This window comes from Halobacillus sp. KGW1, from assembly GCF_001592845.1.
GTDB lineage: Bacteria > Bacillota > Bacilli > Bacillales > Halobacillaceae > Halobacillus.
This window is the reverse complement of record NZ_LSOC01000002.1, coordinates 843,749-867,276: the sequence shown is the minus strand read 5'-3', so window position 1 is coordinate 867,276 and position 23,528 is coordinate 843,749. Positions and strand designations below refer to the sequence as shown.

The 23,528-nt window shown below is 45.5% G+C and carries 18 protein-coding genes; 4 read left to right on the top strand and 14 right to left on the bottom strand.

Going from position 1 to position 23,528, the window contains the following annotated elements:
* Positions 1-77 precede the first annotated feature (77 nt).
* The 3 genes from AXG56_RS05060 to AXG56_RS18995 all read left to right on the top strand — a co-directional run bounded on the left by AXG56_RS05060 (position 78) and on the right by AXG56_RS18995 (position 2,924).
* On the top strand, positions 78-950 hold the full coding sequence (locus AXG56_RS05060; protein ID WP_026577405.1) for a S1 RNA-binding domain-containing protein: 873 nt from the start codon (positions 78-80) through the stop codon (positions 948-950).
* Between the two features lie 186 nt (positions 951-1,136).
* Positions 1,137-1,691 carry a nitroreductase gene (locus AXG56_RS05055; RefSeq protein ID WP_008640036.1) on the top strand — a complete coding sequence of 185 codons (555 nt, stop codon included), beginning with the start codon at positions 1,137-1,139 and terminating at the stop codon, positions 1,689-1,691.
* A gap of 297 nt (positions 1,692-1,988) precedes the next feature.
* On the top strand, positions 1,989-2,924 hold the full coding sequence (locus AXG56_RS18995) for an exonuclease domain-containing protein (protein ID WP_064503471.1): 936 nt from the start codon (positions 1,989-1,991) through the stop codon (positions 2,922-2,924).
* Positions 2,925-2,945: 21 nt separating this feature from the next.
* Here AXG56_RS18995 and AXG56_RS19285 read toward each other — a convergent pair whose 3' ends face one another.
* The 4 genes from AXG56_RS19285 to AXG56_RS05030 all read right to left on the bottom strand — a co-directional run bounded on the left by AXG56_RS19285 (position 2,946) and on the right by AXG56_RS05030 (position 8,382).
* Positions 2,946-3,479, bottom strand: a complete 534-nt coding sequence (locus tag AXG56_RS19285) for a YiiX/YebB-like N1pC/P60 family cysteine hydrolase (protein WP_153017405.1) — start codon at positions 3,477-3,479, stop codon at positions 2,946-2,948.
* A 777-nt stretch (positions 3,480-4,256) separates the two neighbouring features.
* On the bottom strand, positions 4,257-5,420 hold the full coding sequence (locus tag AXG56_RS05040) for a glycosyltransferase family 1 protein (RefSeq protein WP_062513464.1): 1,164 nt from the start codon (positions 5,418-5,420) through the stop codon (positions 4,257-4,259).
* A gap of 13 nt (positions 5,421-5,433) precedes the next feature.
* A complete protein-coding gene (locus AXG56_RS05035) occupies positions 5,434-6,582 on the bottom strand; it encodes an NAD-dependent epimerase/dehydratase family protein (RefSeq protein WP_008638163.1) in 1,149 nt (382 codons plus the stop codon).
* 297 nt (positions 6,583-6,879) lie between these two features.
* Positions 6,880-8,382, bottom strand: coding sequence for a flotillin family protein (locus tag AXG56_RS05030; RefSeq protein WP_026577407.1), 1,503 nt, complete (start codon positions 8,380-8,382; stop codon positions 6,880-6,882).
* Between the two features lie 195 nt (positions 8,383-8,577).
* Between AXG56_RS05030 and AXG56_RS05025 the strand changes: the two genes are divergently transcribed.
* Positions 8,578-10,542: an AMP-binding protein gene (locus AXG56_RS05025; protein ID WP_062513462.1), complete on the top strand. Its 1,965-nt coding sequence runs from the start codon at positions 8,578-8,580 to the stop codon at positions 10,540-10,542.
* Between the two features lie 37 nt (positions 10,543-10,579).
* Here AXG56_RS05025 and AXG56_RS05020 read toward each other — a convergent pair whose 3' ends face one another.
* From AXG56_RS05020 to parE, 10 genes are all read right to left on the bottom strand, one after another.
* Positions 10,580-12,109 carry an acyl-CoA carboxylase subunit beta gene (locus AXG56_RS05020; RefSeq protein ID WP_026577409.1) on the bottom strand — a complete coding sequence of 510 codons (1,530 nt, stop codon included), beginning with the start codon at positions 12,107-12,109 and terminating at the stop codon, positions 10,580-10,582.
* Between the two features lie 14 nt (positions 12,110-12,123).
* Complete coding sequence (locus tag AXG56_RS05015) at positions 12,124-12,906, bottom strand: enoyl-CoA hydratase-related protein (protein ID WP_062513460.1); 783 nt, start codon at positions 12,904-12,906, stop codon at positions 12,124-12,126.
* Positions 12,906-13,817: a hydroxymethylglutaryl-CoA lyase gene (locus tag AXG56_RS05010; protein WP_062513457.1), complete on the bottom strand. Its 912-nt coding sequence runs from the start codon at positions 13,815-13,817 to the stop codon at positions 12,906-12,908. Before AXG56_RS05010 ends, AXG56_RS05015 begins: the two co-directional genes overlap by 1 nt.
* Before the next feature lie 9 nt (positions 13,818-13,826).
* Positions 13,827-14,039, bottom strand: coding sequence for an acetyl-CoA carboxylase biotin carboxyl carrier protein subunit (locus AXG56_RS05005; protein WP_008638172.1), 213 nt, complete (start codon positions 14,037-14,039; stop codon positions 13,827-13,829).
* Between the two features lie 13 nt (positions 14,040-14,052).
* Complete coding sequence (locus AXG56_RS05000) at positions 14,053-15,405, bottom strand: acetyl/propionyl/methylcrotonyl-CoA carboxylase subunit alpha (protein WP_062513455.1); 1,353 nt, start codon at positions 15,403-15,405, stop codon at positions 14,053-14,055.
* A 13-nt stretch (positions 15,406-15,418) separates the two neighbouring features.
* Complete coding sequence (locus AXG56_RS04995; RefSeq protein ID WP_008638176.1) at positions 15,419-17,059, bottom strand: AMP-binding protein; 1,641 nt, start codon at positions 17,057-17,059, stop codon at positions 15,419-15,421.
* A 21-nt stretch (positions 17,060-17,080) separates the two neighbouring features.
* Positions 17,081-18,223, bottom strand: coding sequence for an acyl-CoA dehydrogenase (locus AXG56_RS04990; protein WP_008638178.1), 1,143 nt, complete (start codon positions 18,221-18,223; stop codon positions 17,081-17,083).
* Between the two features lie 71 nt (positions 18,224-18,294).
* A complete protein-coding gene (locus AXG56_RS04985) occupies positions 18,295-18,921 on the bottom strand; it encodes a TetR/AcrR family transcriptional regulator (protein WP_008638179.1) in 627 nt (208 codons plus the stop codon).
* A 102-nt stretch (positions 18,922-19,023) separates the two neighbouring features.
* Positions 19,024-21,489 carry a DNA topoisomerase IV subunit A gene (gene parC / locus AXG56_RS04980; protein WP_062513453.1) on the bottom strand — a complete coding sequence of 822 codons (2,466 nt, stop codon included), beginning with the start codon at positions 21,487-21,489 and terminating at the stop codon, positions 19,024-19,026.
* Between the two features lie 15 nt (positions 21,490-21,504).
* Positions 21,505-23,460 carry a DNA topoisomerase IV subunit B gene (parE, locus tag AXG56_RS04975; RefSeq protein ID WP_026577416.1) on the bottom strand — a complete coding sequence of 652 codons (1,956 nt, stop codon included), beginning with the start codon at positions 23,458-23,460 and terminating at the stop codon, positions 21,505-21,507.
* Positions 23,461-23,528 lie beyond the last annotated feature (68 nt).

Below are 23,528 nucleotides of genomic sequence, written 5' to 3'. Positions count from 1 at the left end.
ACATAAAGAGCCCATTTTAAAACGGGGTAAGGTAAGCTATAATAGGGAGTATTATGTTTATAAAGGATGGCTATAAAATGAGCGAAAATAAAAATCTGGGAACCATACAAAAATTAGAGATCCTAAAAAAGATCACCGGCGGTTTTGCGGCCACTGACGGAACGAAGGAAATCATCATACCTGATGAAGAAATCCAGGGCGAGATGGAAATCGGTCAGATCGTTGATGCTTTTATTTACACGGATAAAAAAGGCACCGAGACAGCTACGATGGATATTCCGGATGTCACAAGGGATTCCTATGGATGGGCAGAAGTCGTCGAGTACATGGCTCCTATGGGGGTATTTGTCGATATCGGTCTTCAAGGTAAGGATATTCTCGTATCTTCCGATGAACTCCCGTTACTGAAATCCGCATGGCCGAAAGAAGGGGACTATTTGTTCGTCAGTCTGGAAACCGATAAAAAGGGTCGCCTTGTAGCAGAACCAATATCGGAACAAGAGGTCATGGACGATCTGGAGAAAGCGCCGGAAACGTTGATCAACCAGGAAGTGACCGCAAGAGTGTATAAAGCGACTAAATCAGGTTCAGCAGTCCTTACAGGAGAAGGGTACAGAGGCTTTATTCATCCCAGTGAGCGAAAGGAAGAGCCTCGGCTTGGACAAACAGTAACGGCAAGGGTAATCGACGTAAAGGATGATGGTACCATTAATCTGACTCTACGACCTTTGAAGCAGGAAAGCATGAAGGAAGATGCCGAGATCATTTATGATTTTCTCCAAGAAAACGATGGAGTCATGTTCCTAAATGATAAGAGCGATCCAGAAGCCATCCGGAATCAGTTCCAGATCAGCAAAGCAGCTTTCAAACGGGCGTTGGGACAGCTGCTGAAACAGTCCAAAATCGAGTTTAAAGATGGTAAAACTGTCATCAAACACCACTCGGAATAATACTTAGTAGCAACTCCGAACAATATAAAAAGAACTTCAATCATCCATAAGGATAAAGAAGTTCTTTTTTTTTATGGAGATAAATATACATCTTTAAGTATCTTCAGTAGTTAAATGGATGCTTGACACTATAATTGAGAAGGATTATCATTATCTTTATCATAAACCAGATAAAGGGGAACAATAATGGAAACGACTAAATCAGATTTAGCAAAAATTATCAGGGAACGACGATCAGTAAAAACCGGCTACAACAATGAGCCTGTCCCTCAGGAATTAGTAAAGGAGCTCCTGGATGATGCCTGTTGGGCACCAACTCACGGCTTAAGGGAACCTTGGAGGTTTATCTACATACCAGAAGAAGAGAAAGAGGGGTTTGTTGAATCACTGGTTCAGACATTCCCTAAAGACATGCAGGAAAACAGGAGAAATTATTTCAGCCAGCCGACTGCCTTTTTAATTGCGGTTATGGAAGAGGACCCGCGACAGAAACAATGGGAAGAGAACTTTGGAGCAATCAGCTGCTTGCTTCAGAATTTCCAGCTGCTGGCATGGGAGAGAGGACTCGGCGTCGTATGGAAAACAAACCCGCAGATTCATGAACCGAAAGTTCGTCGTTTATTAGGAGTCGAACAGGGAGAGAAGATTGTCGGATTCATCCACATGGGCTTTTTTGATCACGAACCAAAAACGAAAACGCGGACACCGATCGAACAAAAATGGAGCGTTTATAAAAATTAACACAAAAAACACATCGATTTGATGTGTTTTTTATTCGTTTCATGCCGAAAATGCCAAAAATGCGAAGGGGAGAACTAATGTTCGTGTTTCTTGTTCTTATATTTTGAATCAAAAGCGATCAAAACGACGCCTAGTGTTTCTCCAGGTCTTCCACGAGTTTCAGTTTGTGTGCACCCATATTTTTTTACAATTTAGACTCCAGTGGCAAGGTCAAATTTATACAATAAGGCTTGACGATAGACGGGGAGGCTGCATTCATTTTATGATAGAGGTAAAACGTTAATAAAGGAGCATTTTATGAATTTTATCGCTCTCGATTTTGAAACAGCCAACAGAGAACGCTCTTCCGTTTGTTCCATCGGAATAGTTGAGTATGATAATGAAGAAATTGTTCAGGAGTATTACAGGCTCGTCCAACCGAAGAACAATTATTTCGCACCAATCAATATTCAAGTACACGGAATTACTCCGGAGGATGTAGCTGATGCCGAAACGTTCGACATTCTTTGGGAAAGGGAGATAAAGCAGATGGTGGAAGGGAAGCTGGTGGTCGCTCATAACGCCCCGTTTGACATCGGCGTACTTCGAGCTGTGCTCGATGCTTACCAACTTCCGTATCCTATGCTTGCATACAACTGTACCGTCAATATTGCAAAAAAAACATGGGATCTCCCAAAATACAAATTAAATGTCGTGGCTGACCACCTGGGCTTTGCTTTCCATCACCACCATGCCCTGGAAGATGCTAAAGCCTCCGCCTTTATCCTTCTTGAAGCAAAAAAAGAACTTGGCGCCGTAAACCTCAAAGACTTAATAGAAAAGACGGGGACAACAAATGGCATGATTTTCGACGGTGGATATGAACCGGCCCGGATCAACAAACGAAAAAAGGCCAGGAAATCTACTGGCCATACATTTGCTGCAGCAACCAAAGAAATAAATCACAATCACCCGTATGCCGATTGTACGATTGCTTTTACAGGGAGATTAAATGGGTTGAAAAGACAAGACGCAGTAGAACAAATCAAACGTGCAGGAGCCGTTTGGCACCCTCAGATTGAGTCAACAACCAATTATGTAGTGGTGGGATCTAAAACGTATGATAACTATTTAAATGGAGAAAAAACAACAAAACTTGAACGAGCTGAACAGCTGTTAAGTCAGGGAGCATCCATTGAAATACTACCCGAGACCGTTTTCATGAACGAGTTAAACAAAAACGCTACTGTGTAACGCTTCACAGCAGCGTTTTTGTTATGTCAAACGTTCCATTCGAAGAAAATACCGGCTGTCTTTTAAGACTTGTGGATGAACAGCAACAGCGAGCTTCGGCTGTCTTCCCAGATTAATCCCGGCACCGTAATAATACGCCTGCCAGACAATCTTACTGCAATACTGCTGGTGACTTCTGCTTCCTAGAGTCGTCATGATTGTGTAGTCTGCAGGTGTATGATTGGGATAGTGAGTATCAATATACTGCGCAGCACGCAGGCCCGCATCTTTTTGTTTCGGTTTGTACCGTTCGATCCCACGAAATTTTTGTAAGTAATACGGAAGAGGATCTCGGATAATTCCTGCAGGCACAGAATGAAGCACATGATTATCTCCAGTTACGATGCCCACATGTCCGATATAAAATGATTCTTTCTTACCAATTGGAGAGAACAACAAATCACCAGGTTCTACCAAAGAAGCATCGAGTCGGCAGCAGCTGGAGGGGTTCTTAGAAATATATCTAATTATGGACACCAGAACAGCTAAAAGGGAAAATAACAATCGTTTTTTCATGGAATCGTTCCTTTAACTTATGATTTCTTTTAGAGTACTTCATCGCCAGTAGAAAAACAAAGGGAATGAAAGATGCTAAGTGCCAAAAATACCGCCCCCGGAACAAATGTTCGCAAATCATTCTTATAGCAGTTAACCAACAAAGAGAGAAGACAAATGACTCGCTTACTTATTTTAATAATTTTCTTAGTTTACATAATATATATTATACTGAGTCATTCAAAATAATGACTTTCCGTCTCAATAACTAAGTATACTTTTGATATTGAGACAATGTAGATAAAAAATGTACAGATCCAAAATTGCATCAATTACTGGTTTTACTTTGTTAAACCACACAATTTGTTCATATTGTGTTTTTTTCGTATTACTCATCTGCTTTGTTTTTCTTCCATGAATCAGTTGATCGTTCCTTGTTAACCAAGCAATGATCATGACGTTGCACTTATTAGTTATTCCGTCTATAGATCATCTTTATGACTGCTATACAAAATCCACGTTCATACTTCCTCATTTATTCATTGCTTTTTTCTTTAGAATCCAGTAAAGTTTTAATTCGGCTGCCTAGTTTTCCAGCCTTTTATTTCACGTATGCCGGGTCTTTTTTCATTTTATTGAGTGTTTTATATTTTTCTTTCGGAGTTGCTACTAAGTTGTAAGTTAGAATCTTAAACGACTTTTGTTTTATATTTCCACGAACTTATGTTCCGTTGTTGATTGTATCATTCTTCAGGTTCGGAGTTGCTACTAAGTTTCAATGAAAAAAGTCACAGAGTATTACTCTGTGACTTTCATTTTGGTTTTTTTGGACGATGGACTTTCGTTCTCGTTGAAAACTTTTATCGTTTCATAATAGTAATCAAGAATTTGTTCCGATGGTTTCTGCCAGCTGTATTTCTCTGCTTCAGCTCTTGCGTTGCTGCACAGTTCTTCATACAGATCATCATCTTCCAGACGCTTAATAGCAGCGATCATGCTTTCTGTATTCTCATTTTCAAACAGCAGGCCTGTTCTGCCGTCTTCTACCTGTTCCATGGTAGGCCCGCTCTTCGCTGCAACAACCGGCAGCCCCGAAGCCATCGCTTCAAGAATAACCAACCCGAGCGTCTCTGTTACAGATGGGAAAATTAAAGCATCCGATGAAGCAAACGCTTGAGCAAGTTCCTCTCCGTGGAGCAACCCTGTAAACACCGTATTGGTCCCTTCAAACGTCTTTTCCAGCTGGTCTTTGACAGGCCCTTCCCCTACGATGGCAAGCGATATATCGTCCCTTGATTCAAGTAAAGGCTTGAGCTTATGGATCTCCTTCTCAGGCGCCAGTCGCCCTACGAAAACAAGAAGCTTATTCTCCGTATTACCGTCGGAAAGCCTTTCTCTCATCGCAGAAGTCCGATGCCGCGGATGATAGTGATCCACAGCCACCCCCCGATCCCAAACACTTACGTTATGGAACTTCTTATCGTCAAGCTCCTGTTTAATCGCTCTCGATGTACATAAATTGACATCTGCATAGTTGTGAAGCTTCCTGAAATACCACCATACGAGCGGCTTGAATGGATAAAGCCTGTAATAATCAAGATACTTCGGTACATGGGTATGATAGGATGCAATCAACGGGTAGTTTAATTTGTCCGCATAATATACCCCTGAGACCCCGACGAGGGCCGGATTAACGACGTGGACGAGGTCTGGGTCATGTTTGATAAGCAGATCCTTTACGCGTCGCTGCGGGAGCGAAAACTCTTTGGATCTGTAAAAAGGCATGGTTGTCGGTTTAACCCCTTCGACAATCGCCCCTTCATATTCTGTCACTCCAAGATCCGGAGCAATGACTATGACCTCATGCTCTTGGTTGATCAGGTATTTGATTGCTTCCTTTAATCTTGTTACGACTCCATCCGTGGATGGAAGGAATGTTTCGGTAATAATGGCGATTTTCAAAGCGGAAAACTCCCTACTTCCAAGTAATGGACGGCAATACGTTCTCTTTAATAATACGGTCTTTATGTTCGATCGCTGTTTTAAGAATGCCCCGGATGACATCATCTGTCAGGAGGTGCGGTTCCAGACCCAAGTCTTTCAGTTTCGTATTTACCGCATTGTAATAATGGTCTTCATTCTCTATTCGCGGGTTTTCAATCTGTTGGACATTTGTGTTCAGTCCTTCTTCTTTCGCTATCTGCTGGACACGTTCCGCAAGCTCCATGACGGAAAACCACTCTGTGAACTGGTTGAATACACGGAATTCTCCTTTGTCAGCAGGGTTCTCTGCTGCAATTTCCACACAGCGGACGGTATCCTCGATGTTAAGGAAAGCCCTTGTCTGCCCTCCGCTTCCATACACCGTCAAATCATGACCAATTGCTGCCTGGTTGATAAAACGGTTAAGAGCCGTACCGAAGACGCCGTCATAGTCTACTCGGTTCACAAGCAGCGGATCAAGCGCCGTCTCCTTGGTATGTAGACCGTAAACAATGCCCTGATTCAAGTCTGTCGCACGGATTCCCCAAATCTTACACGCAAACATGATGTTATGGCTGTCGTGCACTTTGGACAAGTGATAGAAAGAACCCGGCTGTTTCGGGTAAGGAAGCAGGTCTTTACGTCCTTTATGTTCTATTTCAATATATCCTTCTTCTATATCAATATTCGGTGTTCCGTATTCACCCATCGTGCCGAGTTTAATCAGATGGCACTCCGGTGCAAATTCTTTAATGGCATACAGCACGTTTAAGTTACCGATGACATTGTTTGATTGAGTATAGACCGCATGTTCGCGGTCAATCATGGAATAAGGCGCGGACCGCTGTTCGGCGAAATGCACAAAAGCTTCCGGCTCTGTCTGACGGAATACTTCGCTCAGGAAATCGTAATGATTCAAATCCCCGATAAATGTCTTGATTTCTTTACCGGTCACTTCTTTCCACTTCGCTACCCGTTCTTCCAGAGTGGCGATTGGTGTCACGGAATTGGACCGCAGCTCATCGTCATATTTCCTGCGTACTAAATTATCTACGATGGTTACATCATGACCTTGCTTGGATAGGTATAATGCTGTCGGCCAACCGCAAAAACCGTCTCCCCCTGCTACAATAATTCTCATAATCCTACCTCCTAGTAACATCTAGCATACTCGTATTCCTTTTTGCGCAGTAAACCTTCCGATGCACCTTTCATGTGCACCTAAGGTCTCTACGTTTTTGACTTTACCATTAATTCAATTTTGAAACAATTAATTACTGGCTAAGTATTTGTGAACTATGTAAGAAATAAAAGACCATGCTGTTTATATGCCTGAGAATTATAATACCCCAACCGGTCTATCCCTTAAACGTATCTATTAGGAAAAACAAGTAAAAGAAAGACGCATAGACCTTTCCAGATCTGTGCGCCTCTCTTTTTAATGCTGATTTGCATCATCTTCTGTTTTCTTCTCTCGTTCTGACGGCTGATTCGATTCGTCTTCCCTTTCTTCCTTTGCAGCAGCCGCTTCTTTGTACTTCTCTTCCTCTTTATGAAAGGAATGGACAGCACCTCTGGACACATAACTCTCCAGCATCGCCTTCAAATCCATCCCGGTCGTTTCCTTCAGTGATTCCTGAATACCGAGCATCGTAGACGTAACACTGCTGGCAACTTTTGCAGTGCCGCCTTTGCTGTCCTGTCCCCCCATATCAATCACTTTCATATCTTTGATTTGACTGAGCGGCTGAGAAACTTTTTCTGCGTATTCTGGAAGAACGTTGATCAGCATTTCCATTATGGCCGCTTCTCCGTAATGCTCCATTGCTTTCGCCATTCGTTCTTTCGACTCCGCTTCTGCAATTCCGCGTTGACGAATGACTTCTGCTTCTGATTCCCCTTTAATTCTTTCATTATCCGCTTCCGCCTGAGCCCGTTTTGTTACTTCATAAGCCTCTGCATCTGCAATCGACCGTCTCCGTTTGTTTTCTTCCGCTTCTAATTCAACGGCTCGTTTTTTCTCAATATACTGGACTTGGAGCTCTTCTTCTTTGATCTGCTGAGCGAGCTTTTGACGTTCCAGTTCTCCTGCCTGCTCTGCATTCGCTTTGGCGCGGTTTGTTTCCTTCTCAAATTCTGCTTCTTTGATATCTTTTTCTTTTCTTGACTCTGCAACAGCAGTCAAACGGCGGTTTTCTTCATCCTGCGCTTCCTGGTCATTCTTCGCCTGATAGATGCGTGTTTCTTTCGTTGCATCGGATTCAGCCATGTTGGCTTTTTTCTGCACTTCCGCAATATGAGGACGCCCCAGTGCATCTATGTAACCATTCTCCACATCTACATCCTCGACGTCATTCAAGGCGAATGAAGTGATTTCGAACCCCATTCCCTTTAAATCAGACTCTGCAATTTTCTTCACTTGTGTATTAACTTCTTTGAAGTCGTTATAGATTTTTTCAATAGGAAGGGAGGCAATGATGGAACGAAGATGTCCGTTTAAGACGTCTTTTAGCTCCTCTTCCCTTTCTTTTTGCTTTTTCCCTAAAAACTTCTCGGCAAAATTGGCCATAATTGCAAGTTCGCTTCCGATACTGATGACGGCTGTACTTGCCACCCGAACCGGAATCCCTTCTTTTGTGTAGGCTTTTTCTGAGTTTACCTGCAGCTGGAAGGATGTAAGATCAATAGGCGTTGCGGTTTGGAACATTCTAAGCCGGTAGCCTCCGCCACGGATGATCTTGACGGACCTCCCGTTATCGTCTTCAAACACATTCTTCTCCTGCTCCGGGTCCCCGAGCTTCGGTCCTGTAACAATCAGTGCTTCATTGGAACTCGCTGTCTTGTAACGCAGGCGGAAAATAATCAGGGTAATGATCCCCGCTATAATGGCGATGATACCGACAACCCCAAGTATCAACAAAGTAATTGCTCCTTCAAACATCTTTCTCTCTCCTTTATTGTACATTTGTCATTCGTGGATAAATATCCCATGACTTTTCCCACCGTATAGAAAATGATAGAAATTTTCAACCTTTTCCAAGGAATTATTTGTGAAAAATGCGCAAACATTCCTCCATCCTTATTAATCATGTATAATAAAAAGAAAGACAATTCTGAATTCTGGGGGTTTTTGCTTATGTCCAAGCACGAAAATGTATGGATGCCTGATCCCACACAGGCTGAATCTACCCGGTTATTCCAATGGATGAAAAAACTTGGATTTACTGATTATGACTCTTTTCACCAAAAGTCTGTAGAAGACCCCGACTGGTTCTGGAAAGAAGTTGTAAACGAGCTTGGAGTGGAGTGGTACACCCCATTTAAGAAAACGCTGGATCTCTCCGCCGGTCCTGCGTTCCCGAAATGGTTTGATGGTGGTATAATGAATGTCGCTCATTTGGCTTTGGATCGATGGGCAGGGAACCCTTTTAAGAAGAACGCTGTCGCTCTCTACTGGGAAGGTGATGATGGTGTGCGCCTTTCTTATACGTACCAAGAGCTCCATGACGAAGTGAACCGCATTGCAAATGGTTTGAATAGTCTTGGAATCACACAAGGAGACAATGTCCTTCTGTACATGCCGATGATTCCCGAAACAGTGATTGCCATGCTCGCCCTGTCCAAAACAGGCGCCGTTTTCTCACCAGCATTCTCCGGTTACAAGGAAGAAGCACTTCTGTCTAGATTAAAGGCTTCCAAGGCAAAAGCTCTCATTACTGCGGATGGTTTCTTCCGGCGCGGCAAATCGATTCGAATGAAAGACGAAGCAGACCTTGCTGCTGATCATTGTCCTTCCCTTGAACACATTATTGTTGTAGAAAGGACAGGTATAGAAATCGACTGGAATCCTTACAGGGATGTACAGTGGTCTTCTTTAAGGAAAAATGGTAACGCTTTCAAAACAGAACCCATGCATGCAGACGATCCTTTTATGATTATTTATACGTCAGGAACGACTGGAAAACCAAAAGGAGCTGTCCATTCTCACGCCGGTTTTCCGATAAAAGCGGCATTTGACGCAGGTATCTGTATGGATGTCCGAGCAGGGGACACGGTGTTCTGGTACACGGATATGGGATGGATGATGGGGCCTTTTCTCGTCTATGGAGGCCTGATTAACGGAGCTTCCGTCGTCCTTTTCGAAGGAACACCGGACTATCCCGCCCCCTCACGGTTATGGGAACTGGTTGAACGGTACAAGGTGACTCACTTAGGAATATCCCCCACTCTCGTCCGTTCGTTAATGAGGCACGGGAAAGAGTGGCTGCGACAACATGATAAAACCTCTTTGAAGCTCATTGCATCCACTGGAGAACCATGGAATCCCGATCCCTGGCACTGGCTGTTTAAGCATGCCGGTCAGAAAAAAGTACCGATCTTCAACTATTCCGGCGGTACGGAAATTTCGGGAGGGATTTTAGGAAATGTATTGATCAAGCCGATTCAACCGGTCACGTTCAATGCAGCACTTCCAGGTATGGATGCGGATGTATGGAATGAGCGAGGGGAATCTGTAACGAATGAAGTAGGAGAGCTGGTTATCAAAACTCCGTGGGTAGGGATGACAAATAGTTTTTATCAAGATGATAAACGTTATCTATCCACTTACTGGAACCGTTTTAAAGACACGTGGGTCCACGGAGACTGGGCTTTAAAAGATGAAAAAGGTTATTTTACCATTACCGGGCGATCGGATGATGTCCTCAATGTAGCCGGAAAAAGGCTTGGTCCTGCTGAAGTCGAATCGGTCCTTGTTGATCACGAGGCCGTTAGTGAAGCAGGTGTCATCGGGGTCCCGCATGCAATCAAAGGAGAAGAGCCTGTCGCCTTCGTCATCTTGTCCCCCTTGTACGAAGAAGGAGATGTCCTTTTAGAAGAATTGCAGCTATATATGGAAAGGAAACTTGGCAAAGCGCTTGCCCCGAAGCACATGCATTTCGTCAAAGATTTACCAAAAACGAGAAATGCGAAAGTGATGAGAAGGGCCATCAAATCCGCATATTTGAATCATTCATCCGGTGATTTGAGTGCGCTTGAAAATCCGGATACGGTCGAAGAAATAAGGAAGATCGGTGCTTCCCATTTGAATGAGAGAGAATAAAAAAAGCCCCTGGTCCAAGAAGGATCAGGGGCTTTTTTTAAACGGGATAAACACCGTGCTTTCTTTCTGTGAAGATGATGTCCTTTCGTTCGTAAGCCTGGAAACGAATAGCCAAGGCAGAACGAAGTGCATCCGGTTCCACTATATCATCTATGATCATTTCAGATGCCAGTCTGTATACATCAATGTTCTCCTTATACTCCTGCTGCTTTTCCTGAATAAAAGCGGGACGGTCCTCTTCCGGAAGTTCCGCTATTTTGTTTGCATACACAGCGTTCACGGCTGCTTCCGGTCCCATGACGGCAATTTGAGCAGACGGAAGAGCAAGACATGCATCCGGTTCAAACGCAGGACCTGCCATAGCATACAATCCCGCACCATATGCTTTTCTTACAATCACTGATATTTTAGGAACGGTCGCTTCACTCATGGCAGACAGCATTTTGGCCCCGTGCCGGATGATTCCGGCGCGTTCCACCTTTGTTCCGATCATGAAGCCTGGAATATCGGCAAGAAAGAGAAGGGGTATATGGAACGCATCACATAGCTGAATGAACTTAGCAGCTTTATCTGCAGAATCAGGAAACAGGACACCGCCTTTTGCACGCGGCTGGTTGGCAATCACACCGACACTTCTTCCTTCGATTCGTGCGAGACCTGTAATGAGTTCGGGCGCAAACTTCTTTTTGATTTCACAGAAAGAACCTTCATCAATCAACCTGTCTATCAGCTGATACATATCAAAGGGCGCATTTTGATTGGAAGGGATCAAGTCACCGATGGATTTGTCAAAGTCTCCCGGTGCAAGTGGCGTCTTTTTCTTCGGCCGCTCCTTATGGCTCTGCGGGAAGTAGCTTAAATAGTCCCTTGCAAATTGGACAGCTTCCGATTCATCTTTGGCGAGAACATCGCCACAACCGGAAACCGAACAGTGCATTCTTGCCCCGCCCATTTCTTCCAATGACACTTTCTCACCGATAACTTTCTCTGCCATTCTCGGTGATCCAAGATACATAGAAGCATTACCATCGACCATGACAACGATGTCGCAGAAAGCCGGGATATAAGCCCCACCTGCTGCAGATGGACCGAAGAGAAGGCAGACCTGCGGGACACGACCGCTCAATTTTATTTGATTGTGAAAAATTCTACCGGCTCCGCGTCTGTTCGGAAACATATCGATTTGATCTGTAATACGTGCTCCTGCGGAATCAACGAGATACAGCATCGGCAGATTAAGTTTCATTGCTGTTTCCTGGATGCGTATGATCTTCTCTACCGTTCGTGCCCCCCACGAGCCTGCCTTCACAGTTGAATCGTTAGCCATCACACAGACATCTTCGCCGTTAATTTTTCCTATTCCCGTCACAACACCGTCCGCAGGGAGTGATTCGTCCATACAGTTTGCAAAGAAAGCATCTTCCACATCGATATCGTCGTCAAAAAGCAGCCTCAGGCGTTCACGGACGAACAATTTCCCCTTTTGGGCATTTTTTTCATGATACTTTTCCGCCCCGCCTGCCTTAATCCGCTGCTTATTTTCTTTCCAAGTTTTTTCATTGGGCATCGTCTTCTCCACGTTTATTCTCCTTTATAATCCGGCTTCCTTTTTTCTTTAAATGCATTCAACCCTTCCAGGCGGTCTTTGGTGGGAATGGTTACTTCGTAGCAGGAGTGTTCGATTTTCAAGCCGGCTTCCAGATCTGTATCCAGCCCTTCCTGAATCGCTTTTTTTGCCTGTTTCAGTGCTGTTGGTGCATTGCGTGCGATGGCACAGGCGAAATCTTTTGCTTCAGATAATAAGAACTGCGGCTCATACACATATTCGACAAGACCGATGGCGTGAGCTTTATCCGCCTCCACCGGCTTTGCAGAGTAGATCATAGCTTTTGCTTTCCCTGGTCCGATTAGGCGGGGCAGGCGCTGCGTACCTCCCGCGCCCGGAATGATGGCAAGCGACGTTTCCGTCAACCCTGCTTTTGCAGAACTGCTCATAAACCGGATATCGCAGGCAAGAGCAAGCTCAAGCCCGCCTCCATAAGCAGCACCGTTCATTACTGCAATCGTTGGAATGGACAACGTTTCCAGAAGTCGAAACGTACTGCCGATCTTCTCCACTGCCGCCAATACCTCTTTTTCGCCCATTTCCGCCCGTTCTTTCAAATCAGCGCCTGCGGAGAATGCTTTGTTTCCGCTCCCTGTTATTAAAAGCACACGTATCTCCGGCCGCCGCTGAATATCTTTGAGCGTTTCTTCCAATTCATCCAATAACCCGCTGGAAAGGGCATTGGCACTCGATGGTCTGTTTAATGTCAGCAGATACACATGGGTATCCAAAGCCTCCAGTTTCGTGAACGTATCCATCAACCTACCTCCTCTTTAGCGGCTATCTGTCTTTGATGGCTCGGCAGACGTTTTCCGAGCTCTTGCTCAAGGAAGGCAGCTGCCTTCCTTAGTTTTTCTTCATTAATTCCCGTCTCGATCCCCATACGATGAAGCATGTGAACGAGGTCATCTGTTGCAAGATTTCCTGAAGCTCCCTCGGCATAGGGACATCCACCAAGCCCGCCGAGAGATGCATCAAAGATGGTGATTCCATGTTGAAGAGCCACCGTCACATTTGCAAGCGCCATTCCGTTGGTATTATGAAAATGGAGCGCCGCATGTTCCAAAGAGACTCTCTCTTTCATGTACTCAAGAAAAAGGTCGACCTGCTTCGGATCGGCCGTCCCGATGGTATCGCCGAGAGATATTTCGTCCACCCCCATCTTCAAAAGTGTCTTTGCGACTGCTGCTGTCTGCTCGAATGGGACATGTCCTTCATAAGGGCAACCGAATACACAAGAAATATAACCCCTTACCTTTTTTCCTTCCTGCTTGGACTCTGTGATGACTTCTTGCAGAACAGGATACGTCTCGTTGATGGTTTTGTTGATATTCTTCTTATTGTGTGTTTCACTCGCCGACATAAAGACAGCTACTTCATCGACACCGTTATCCAGCGCTTTGCGCAACCCCTTTACATTCGGAACGAGAGCAGCGTAGGTCGTTCCGGGATTTCTGTCGATGGACCGCGCCACTATATCAGCATCCTTCAGTTGTGGAATCCACTTCGGATGAACGAAAGAACTGAATTCAATATATTCATACCCGGCAGCAGAAAGAAGATTTATCCATTCCACCTTCCGCTCCCATGGAACCTCTACCGCTTCATTCTGTAACCCGTCGCGCGGACCGACTTCCTTTATCTTTACTTTCTCAGGGAATGAGATCATAGGACCCTCCTATTCAATGACTGCGATCGTATCTCCTTCATTGACAAAGTCGCCTTCTGCAACCTTCATCTCCTTTAGGACACCGGAGTATTCTGCCGTGATTGGTATCTCCATTTTCATTGACTCCAAGATTACGACATCCTGCCCGTCCTCTATCGAATCTCCTTCTTTTGCTACCAATTTCCATACACTTCCTGCCATCGAAGCCTTCACTTCCTTCATCTCTTCATCCTCCTCATTTCGTTAACGTCGGTAAATAATGGACCTCAATAAAATCTGTTTTCGTGTCGCCAATGATGAAGTTCTCATGCGTAACGATCCGCTTCAACATCATCAAATTTGACTTAATTCCTTCTATTTCATACGCATGCACGGCTTGCGTCAGTCGTTCTACGGCTTCTTTACGGTCCCCGCCGTGGACTATTAATTTCGCAATCATTGGATCGTAGAAAGGGGTGACTTCAGAACCTTCACAGATGGCCGTCTCATGACGGATTCCATCTCCTTCGGGAAGACGAAGCTTTGTGAGTTTGCCGGGAGAGGGATAGAAAGTATTGGAGTCTTCCGCATAAATCCTCACTTCTATCGCATGCCCATTCCTTTGTACATCCTCCTGTCCAAAGGACAACGGCTCCTTAGCTGCAATGCGCAGCTGCTGCTCAACAATATCCACCCCTGTAATTTCTTCTGTAACGGGATGTTCCACCTGCAAACGCGTATTCATTTCCAGGAAATAGTGGTTCTCTTCCTGGTCTACGAGAAATTCAAGCGTACCCGCATTCGTGTAGCCGAGACTTTCCACCGCTTTCAGAGCACTTCTATACATCTTTTCCCGCGTTGCTTCAGATAGAGACGGGGATGGTGCTTCTTCGAGTACTTTTTGATGCCTGCGTTGAATCGAACATTCCCGCTCAAATAAATGTATGGCATTCCCGTGTTCGTCAGCGAGCACCTGAATCTCTATATGGCGCGGCTTGTCAATCAGTTTTTCTAAGAACATCTTGCCGTCTCCGAAAAATGTCTCCGCCCGTTTCGAGTTCCCTGCGAATGCCTTTTCCAATTCCTGCTCATTATGGACCGCCTGCATACCGATCCCTCCGCCGCCTGCCGCTGCCTTCAGCATGACTGGATAGCCGAATTCATCTGCGATTCTCTTTGCATCTTCCACAGAATCAACCGAACCATCCGTACCGGGGATAATCGGAACACCAGCACTTTTCATTTCCGCTCTAGCTTCTACTTTGTCTCCCATCTTGGCAATAACCTTTGAAGGAGGACCGATAAAAGTCATCCCTTCTTCTTCCACCTTCCTCGCAAAACCTGCATGTTCGCTTAATAGACCATACCCGGGATGAACGGCCTGTGCGCCGCACTTTACAGCGACGTCGAGAATTTTATCCGCATTTAAATAAGATTCGCTTACTCTTGGTTTACCGATAAGGTAGCTTTCGTCTGCCATGGATACATACGCACTGTCCTGGTCCGCTTCCGAATAAACAGCGACCGTTTGAATGCCCATCTTCCTGCACGTCCGAATGATCCTGGCAGCAATTTCTCCCCGGTTGGCAATCAATACTTTGGAAAACATAGGTGTTTCCTCCTCACGTTTCTGTTTGCAGTATTTCAAGCGCGCTTTCCCTTAAACGGAATTTTTGTATTTTACCGCTGGCCGTCATCGGAAACTCCTCTACGAAACAGATATACTTCGGAATTTTATGTTTCGATATACTGCCTGAACAAAACGCACGAATATCCTCTTCTGCCAATGTGACGTTTGCCTTTGGAATGAGAAATGCCATGACTTCTTCCCCGAATTTCTCATCAGGCACTCCAACGATCTGTACATCGAGAACGTCCGGATGTTTATATAAGAACTCTTCGATTTCTCTGGGATAGACGTTTTCGCCTCCACGGATGATCATGTCCTTGATTCTTCCGGTAATTTCGATATATCCTTCCGTACTGCAGACAGCAACATCTCCCGTATGCAGCCATCCGTCCGGATCAACAGCCGCTTCCGTTGCCTCTTCATTCTTATAATATCCTGCCATTACTAAATATCCGCGTGTGCACAGTTCACCTGGTACACCCGGAGGAAGCTCTTCTCCGGTGGCCGGTTCGATTATTTTCACTTCGACATGCGGATGGACGCGGCCGACGCTCGTCACACGAAGGTCGATCGGGTCATCGGCTCTCGTTTGAGTAATCACCGGGGAGGATTCCGTCTGTCCGTATGCAATGGTTATTTCTCCTGCACCCATGTCGTCCATCACCCGCTTCATCACTTCCATCGGACAAGTCGAACCTGCCATGATGCCGGTACGGAGGGTTGTCGGTTTCCATTTTTCGAAATCTTCATGGTTCAATTCAGCAATGAACATCGTCGGGACACCATGAAGCGCTGTACAAGATTCGTTCGTAACCGCTTTTAATACTTCCAGAGGATCGAACTGCTCTAAAATAACCATTGTCGCGCCTTTAGAAACCGCCGCCAAAGTTCCTAGTACGCATCCGAAGCAGTGGAAGAAAGGAACCGGTATACATAGGCGGTCTTCGTTTGTAAGCCGCATGCAGTCGGCCACCTGGTTTCCGTTATTCACGATGTTATGGTGACTTAACATGACGCCTTTAGGGAACCCTGTCGTCCCGGAAGTGTACTGCATATTAATGACATCCCGGAAATGAAGCGTCTCTTTTCTTTCTGAGAGATCCTCGTTTGAAACAGTCAGTCCCATATCGAGAAGATCCTGCCAGTTGTAGCATCCTTTATATGAGCGCTCGCTTAATACGATGACATTCTTTAGAAATGGAAGTCGTTCGCTTTCCAAAGCGCCTTTCTCACATGTTTCAAGCTCAGGACAGATTTCTTTCAAAATATCCATATAGGACGTTCCCCTGAAATCCTCTGCAAGAATGATAGTGGAAGCATCTGACTGCTTCAATAAGTATTCCAGTTCCTGAGTTCGGTAGTTCGTATTGACGGTTACGAGAACGCCACCCATTTTTCCGGAGGCAAACTGGCTTAATAGCCATTCCGGCTTGTTGTCCGCCCAAATAGCTATATGTTCTCCCTTTTCAACACCAAGAGCCATCAGGCCTTTAGCCACTTCATCCGTCATTTCTTCAAATTCCCTGTAAGTTTTCCTTATCGACAAACCAGGATAGACAAAAGCCTCCTGATCCGGATGCTGCGCTGCTTTTTCTGACAAGAGTTCCCCAACGGTCTGTTCCAATAAAGCCATAACGCTTCCTCCTTCCTTTAATTAACAGCCTAATGAGCGGGCGATAACAAGCCGCTGTATTTCTGATGTACCTTCTCCAATTTCCAGGAGTTTCGCATCGCGAAGAAAGCGTTCCACTTCATATTCGCGCATATAACCGTATCCTCCGTGTATCTGAATCGCCTCATTTGCTGCGCGGAAAGCCGTTTCAGAGGCGAACAGTTTGGCATAGGCGGATTCTTTCGTAAATGGCTTTCCTTTATCCTTCAACCAAGCCGCCTTATGAACCATGTTCCTTGCAAGCTCGACTTCCATCGCCATATCGGCCAGTTTAAATTGAATAGCTTGAAATTTGGAAATCGGTTGGCCAAATTGCTTCCGTTCTTTTGCATAGGCTAAAGCCCTGTCTAATGCAGCTTGAGCAATACCGACAGCAAGTGCCGCAATAGATATTCTCCCGCCGTCCAGCGTATAAAGAAACTGTTTGAATCCTGCCTCCGGATCTCCAAGCAGGTTTTCTTTTGGTACTATGACATGATCAAGAATAATCTCTGATGTGTTGCTGCCGCGTACTCCCATTTTGTCGTACGGACTCGTCACCTTCATGCCTTTGGTATCTTTCGGAATGATGAAAGCAGAGATGATATTTTTCCCGTCCGGACGCTTACCGGAAACGGCAGTCACAGTTATCGAACGAGCATACTCCGCATTAGTAATCCAACACTTTTCCCCGTTGATGACATAATGATCACCATTCAGTTCCGCGCGGGTTTGTGTGCCAGCGGCATCGGATCCTGCATTCGGCTCCGTCAAACCGAAAGAAGCAAGCCCCTCTCCTTTAGCAAGTGGTGTCAAAAACGTCTGTTTCTGCTCTTCTGTTCCGAAATAATAGATAGGACTTGCCCCGAGGGAAACCGCTGCAGCATAACTGAGTCCTGTGGACCCGCAAACACGTCCGATTTCTTCTACAGCAAGTGCGTAAGTCACCGTATCTCCACCGGAACCGCCGTACTCTTCCGGGAACGGAATGCCGAGGAGACCAAGCTTGCCCATTTCTTTAAAGATATCTTCTGGAAACTCCGCGTTCTTATCAATGGCAACAGCTCTCGGTCCGATAACTTTATCCGCAAAGTCACGCACCATGTTCCTCGTCATTTCCTGTTCTTTTGTCCATTCAAAATTCATAGATATCCTCCTTACAAGTTGGAAGACCGACTGGTTGGTCTGTAATCAAACAAAAAAGAAAACGCTTTCTTTTATTCGTAAAAAAAAGGCACCTTCAATAAGTGATCAAAATATGTCCGGTCCTCTCTTCCCGGTAACAAAAGGTGAAGTACGAGGTCTGTGTAGACATCTGCTATCTGTTCGATCGTATAGGGGCCGTCTTTTCTATACCATTTGTACATCCAGTTAACCATTCCGAGTATCGCCATGGCCGTAACTTCAAGAGGAAGCTCCCTTCGGAAATGTCCTGTCTTCTGCCCTTCCTCCACAATGTGAAAAATCAGCTGCTTAAATTCATCGCGTTTTTGATTTATTTTTTCTGCATAGGGTGCTTTTAAGTAGATGCTCTCTTGATAGTAGACGGAAATGTGGGGTTGATATAAGTCGAATACGTGTACGAAAGCACGTATGATCGCCTGTACCTTGGCAACCGGAGATGGATGCGTGTCGTCTGCTGCCCTCGCTTCCCTCCATACATATGTAAGAAACATGTCATGAATGACGTACAGCAGTTCATCCTTTGATTGAAAGTGGTGATAGAACCCTCCCTTGGAAGTACCGGAAGCCTGCACGATTTCATGAACGGAAACGCCGTGAAACCCATGTTTTTCAAATAAGATCAGCGAATGTCCAATGATCCTGTCCCTAAGCTCACTCATACATCACCTCCAAGCGATGAATATACATTCATCTTATCACATTTTTCTGAAAATACAACGAGGTAAAAAGAAGCACCCTGATATCAGGGCGCTTCTTATACCTTAACCGTTATCCGTATCCTCGGATTCATCACGAAAAGGGATTTCATATTCCGACTTGAGCCATGCTTCGACCACCCGGCCATGCTCCTCTGTATCAAGGACGTAAGAACCGTTACTGTAGCGGTCATTGGCTTTGAAATCCATCGGCTTCAATTCTGTTATCTGATCCTTCTCCGTCATTAGCACGATTTGATCGTCGCGCTGCACAAGGTGCACATCAATCAACTGATGCGGGTCTTTCTTCAACTCTCTCAGCATGATGAGCCCTCGTTTGGCTCGACTTGTACATTCAAATTCTTTCAAACGCATCCGTTTCACCGCTGCTCGATGGGTATAAAGAAGGATGGAAGGGTCCTCCGATGCTTTAAAGACCTGTCCGGATACGACTTGTTCGTCTTCCTTAAGCGTGATGGCTTTGACCCCGGAAGCCCGCTGGCCGACAGTATTTACTTCCTCCTCTTTATACCATAGTCCATATGCTTTATTGGAAGCGATGAAAATATCGGAATTTCCATCTGTCAAATGGACATCCACTACTTCATCATCGTTCTTCAAGTTAATGGCGACCAAAGCTTTGGAATGCCGCTGTGCTTTATACAACCCTAATTCGCTCTTCTTCACCATTCCATTCTTCGTAAAGAAGAGGAGGTACCGGTCCGCTTCAAATGTACGAATAGGGATGGCTTCCACAATAAATTCGTTCTTATCGACCTGAACGATGTTGGATATATATTGACCAAGGTCCTTCCAGCGTATATCCGGAAGTTTATGAACGGGAAGAAACAGATACTTCCCGAGATTCGTAAATAACAGAATGGTGTCCGTTGTGTTCATCTCGAACAATCGGAGCAGATGGTCTCCGTCTTTCAGGGCGAAATCTTCCCCGTTCGAGGCACCGTATGACCGCGGGCTCGTCCGTTTCAGGTAACCGTCTTTCGTAACGGAAACAATGACGTCCTCACTTGCAACGGTAACCTCAAGATCGACCTTTAGTTCTTCCACTTTCTCTTCGATCGTTGTACGGCGGTTCTCGCTGTACTGTTTTTTCATGGAACGCAGATCTGCTTTGATGACCTTCATCATTTCCTTCTCATCACCAAGCAGTTTCTCCAAATAGGCAATTTGGTCGGCAAGCTCAGCCGCTTCTTTTTGAAGTGCCGTAATATCCGTGTTCGTCAGACGGTAGAGCTGGAGCGTAACAATGGCTTCCGCCTGCTCTTCGCTGAAGTCATACTGCACCATCAATTGGTGTTTCGCGTCTGCTTTATCCTTAGATGACCGAATGGTTGCAATGACTTCATCGAGGATGGAAATAGCTTTAATTAATCCTTCTACAATGTGCGCACGTTTCTTCGCTTTATTTAAGTCGTAGATCGACTGCCTCGTCACTACTTCTCTCTGGTGGTGGATATAGGCATCCAGCATCAAAGGTAAACTCATCAACTTCGGCGTCCGTTCGTGAATGGCAACCATATTGAAGTTGTAGGAAATCTGCAGGTCCGTATGCTTATAAAGGTAGTTCAGCACGCCTTCGCTGTTTGCATCTTTCTTCAAATCGATAACCACCCGCAGGCCCGTGCGGTCGGTCTCATCCCTAACTTCGGCGATCCCTTCCACTTTTCTATCAATACGAAGCTCGTCCATCCGTTTAACCATACTCGCTTTATTCACTTCATAAGGTATTTCATGAATAACGATCTGTTCTTTGCCGCCACGCTGCTGCTGGATTTCCGCCCGGCCGCGAAGAACGATTTTACCTTTGCCGGTCTCATAAGCTTTTTGAATTCCGGCAACCCCCTGTATAATACCGCCCGTAGGGAAATCCGGACCTTGAATCTTCGTCATTAATTCAGGGACTGTGGATTTCGGCTTATCGATGCGCATGATTACCGCATCGATGACTTCGCCTAAATTATGAGAAGGTATCTCGGTAGCATACCCAGCAGATATCCCTGTAGACCCGTTTACAAGCAGACTGGGAAACTTGGCAGGAAGAACGGTCGGTTCCTCAATCGTATCATCGAAGTTAGGAATGAATTCAACCGTCTGCTTTTCAATATCCCGCAGGAGCTCCGAAGATATTGCAGACAGTCTGGCTTCTGTATAACGCATGGCCGCGGGCGGATCTCCATCTACGCTGCCGTTGTTCCCGTGCATTTCCACAAGCGGATGCCGCACCTTCCACGTCTGACTCAAGCGCACCATTGCTTCATAGACCGAAGAATCTCCGTGCGGGTGATAATTACCAATAACTGTACCGACCGTTTTTGCCGATTTCCGGTAGGCTTTATCATGGGTATTTTTCTCTTGGTGCATGGCATAAAGAATCCGCCGTTGCACCGGCTTCAAGCCGTCCCTTGCATCCGGGAGGGCCCTTTCCTGGATGATGTATTTACTGTATCTCCCGAAGCGGTCTCCGAGAACTTCCTCTAATGGTAAATCTAAAAACTTTTCTGCCTCAGACAACAGGAGGTCCTCCTTTTACGATTGGATTTTATCATTTTCTAATATATTCGCTTCGTCTTCCATTCCGAAAGCGACGTGGGATTCAATCCATTTCCGTCGAGGTTCTACTTTATCCCCCATCAGTGTCGTCACACGGCGTTCTACACGAGCAAGATCATCGATGGTGACTCGAATCAATGTACGTGATTCCGGATTCATCGTCGTTTCCCAAAGCTGATCTGCGTTCATTTCCCCTAAACCTTTGTAACGTTGGATCGAATAACCATTCTTGAATTCTTTTAATAATTTCTGCATGCCTTCTTCATCCCAGGCGTATTCGACTTTCTCCTTCTTGCCTTTGCCTTTACTCACCTTATACAACGGCGGGAGAGCGATGAAGACTTTGCCAGCTTCTACAAGCGGCCTCATATAACGAAAGAAGAACGTCAAAAGAAGCACCTGAATGTGCGCTCCGTCAGTGTCCGCATCGGTCATGATGACGATTTTATCGTAATTGCAGTCTTCTAATGTGAAGTCTCCTCCGACACCCGCACCGATTGTGTGAATGATCGTGGAAATCTCTTCATTTTTAAAGATGTCAGCAATCTTGGCTTTTTCTGTATTGATAACTTTACCACGAAGCGGAAGGACAGCCTGGAATTTTCGATCCCTTCCTTGTTTCGCTGAACCACCGGCAGAATCACCCTCTACAAGATAGAGCTCATTCTTCTGGGCGTTCTTCGACTGGGCAGGAGTCAGCTTCCCGCTCAACAACGTATCTTTGCGCTTCCTCTTCTTGCCGGATCTCGCATCTTCCCTTGCTTTACGAGCAGCCTCTCTTGCCTCTTTAGCTTTGATCGCTTTTTTAATCAGCATGGAAGAAATGTCCGGATTCTCTTCCAGGAAGTAGGAAAGCTTCTCAGCGATGACACTGTCCACGGCTGATCTTGCTTCCGATGTCCCGAGCTTGCTCTTTGTCTGGCCTTCAAACTGCAGCAGCTCTTCAGGGATACGCGCAGAAATGACAGCTGTAAACCCTTCTCTGATATCGTTACCTTCCAGGTTCTTATCCTTATCCTTCAACAGCTGTGCTCTTCTTGCATAGTCATTAAAAATACGTGTAATCGCTGTCTTCGCTCCCGACTCGTGGGTACCGCCGTCTTTCGTCCGTACATTGTTTACGAAGGACAAGATGTTCTCAGCAAAACCATCATTGAATTGAAAAGCGAAATCCAATTCAATACCGGACTGGCTGCCCTCAAATGACACGACAGGATGAAGCGTATCTTTCTCCTCGTTTAAGTAACCGACGAACGACTCCAACCCATCGTTATATTGATAAACTTCCTGAACTTTTTCATTCCGTTCATCAACCAGGATGATTCGGAACCCCTTTAGAAGAAAAGCCGCTTCGCGAAGCCTTTCCGATAACGTTTCCAGGTTGAACTTCGTAACTGAGAAAATGGTCGGATCAGGCTTAAATCGGATAGTCGTACCTGTCTTCCGCGTCTTCCCTTTATTCTCAAGAGACGTAACCGGAACACCGCCGTTCTCGAACCGTTGATAGAACTTCTCTCCGTCCCTGGCAATATGAACTTCCAGCCATTCCGAAAGAGCATTTACAACAGAAGCACCTACGCCATGCAGACCTCCCGACGACTTATAACCGCCTTGACCGAATTTCCCTCCGGCGTGCAGGACAGTCAAGATGACTTCCGGGGTCGGCTTTCCTGTTTTATGCATTCCCGTCGGCATTCCGCGCGCTTCATCCTCGACAGAAACACTTCCATCTTTGTGGAGCGTGACAGTCATTTGTTCGCCGAAACCAGACAATGCTTCATCGATGGCGTTATCGACGATTTCATAGACAAGGTGATGGAGTCCGCGATGATCGGTGGATCCGATATACATCCCCGGCCGCTTTCGGACAGCCTCCAGTCCCTCTAGTACTTGTATGGAATCATCTGTGTATGTTTGATTTTGACTCGACAATTTACCATCGGCTCCTTTCTTAACCAACAACTATTACCATAATAGAACAAACGTTCGATTGTGTAAAC

Excerpts from the sequence above, each read along its gene's own strand:
- AXG56_RS05005 (WP_008638172.1), bottom strand. The coding sequence starts at position 14,039 with ATGAAGGAAGTGAAGGCTTCGATGGCAGGAAGTGTATGGAAATTGGTA.
- AXG56_RS05000 (WP_062513455.1), bottom strand. The coding sequence starts at position 15,405 with ATGTTTTCCAAAGTATTGATTGCCAACCGGGGAGAAATTGCTGCCAGG.
- AXG56_RS05035 (WP_008638163.1), bottom strand. The coding sequence starts at position 6,582 with ATGAGAATTATTGTAGCAGGGGGAGACGGTTTTTGCGGTTGGCCGACA.
- AXG56_RS05060 (WP_026577405.1), top strand. The coding sequence starts at position 78 with ATGAGCGAAAATAAAAATCTGGGAACCATACAAAAATTAGAGATCCTA.
- AXG56_RS04985 (WP_008638179.1), bottom strand. The coding sequence starts at position 18,921 with ATGAGTGAGCTTAGGGACAGGATCATTGGACATTCGCTGATCTTATTT.
- AXG56_RS19285 (WP_153017405.1), bottom strand. The coding sequence starts at position 3,479 with ATGAAAAAACGATTGTTATTTTCCCTTTTAGCTGTTCTGGTGTCCATA.
- AXG56_RS05025 (WP_062513462.1), top strand. The coding sequence starts at position 8,578 with ATGTCCAAGCACGAAAATGTATGGATGCCTGATCCCACACAGGCTGAA.
- AXG56_RS05015 (WP_062513460.1), bottom strand. The coding sequence starts at position 12,906 with ATGGATACGTTCACGAAACTGGAGGCTTTGGATACCCATGTGTATCTG.
- AXG56_RS04990 (WP_008638178.1), bottom strand. The coding sequence starts at position 18,223 with ATGAATTTTGAATGGACAAAAGAACAGGAAATGACGAGGAACATGGTG.
- AXG56_RS05055 (WP_008640036.1), top strand. The coding sequence starts at position 1,137 with ATGGAAACGACTAAATCAGATTTAGCAAAAATTATCAGGGAACGACGA.
- AXG56_RS04995 (WP_008638176.1), bottom strand. The coding sequence starts at position 17,059 with ATGGCTTTATTGGAACAGACCGTTGGGGAACTCTTGTCAGAAAAAGCA.
- AXG56_RS05020 (WP_026577409.1), bottom strand. The coding sequence starts at position 12,109 with ATGCCCAATGAAAAAACTTGGAAAGAAAATAAGCAGCGGATTAAGGCA.
- AXG56_RS05010 (WP_062513457.1), bottom strand. The coding sequence starts at position 13,817 with ATGATCTCATTCCCTGAGAAAGTAAAGATAAAGGAAGTCGGTCCGCGC.
- AXG56_RS05030 (WP_026577407.1), bottom strand. The coding sequence starts at position 8,382 with ATGTTTGAAGGAGCAATTACTTTGTTGATACTTGGGGTTGTCGGTATC.
- AXG56_RS18995 (WP_064503471.1), top strand. The coding sequence starts at position 1,989 with ATGAATTTTATCGCTCTCGATTTTGAAACAGCCAACAGAGAACGCTCT.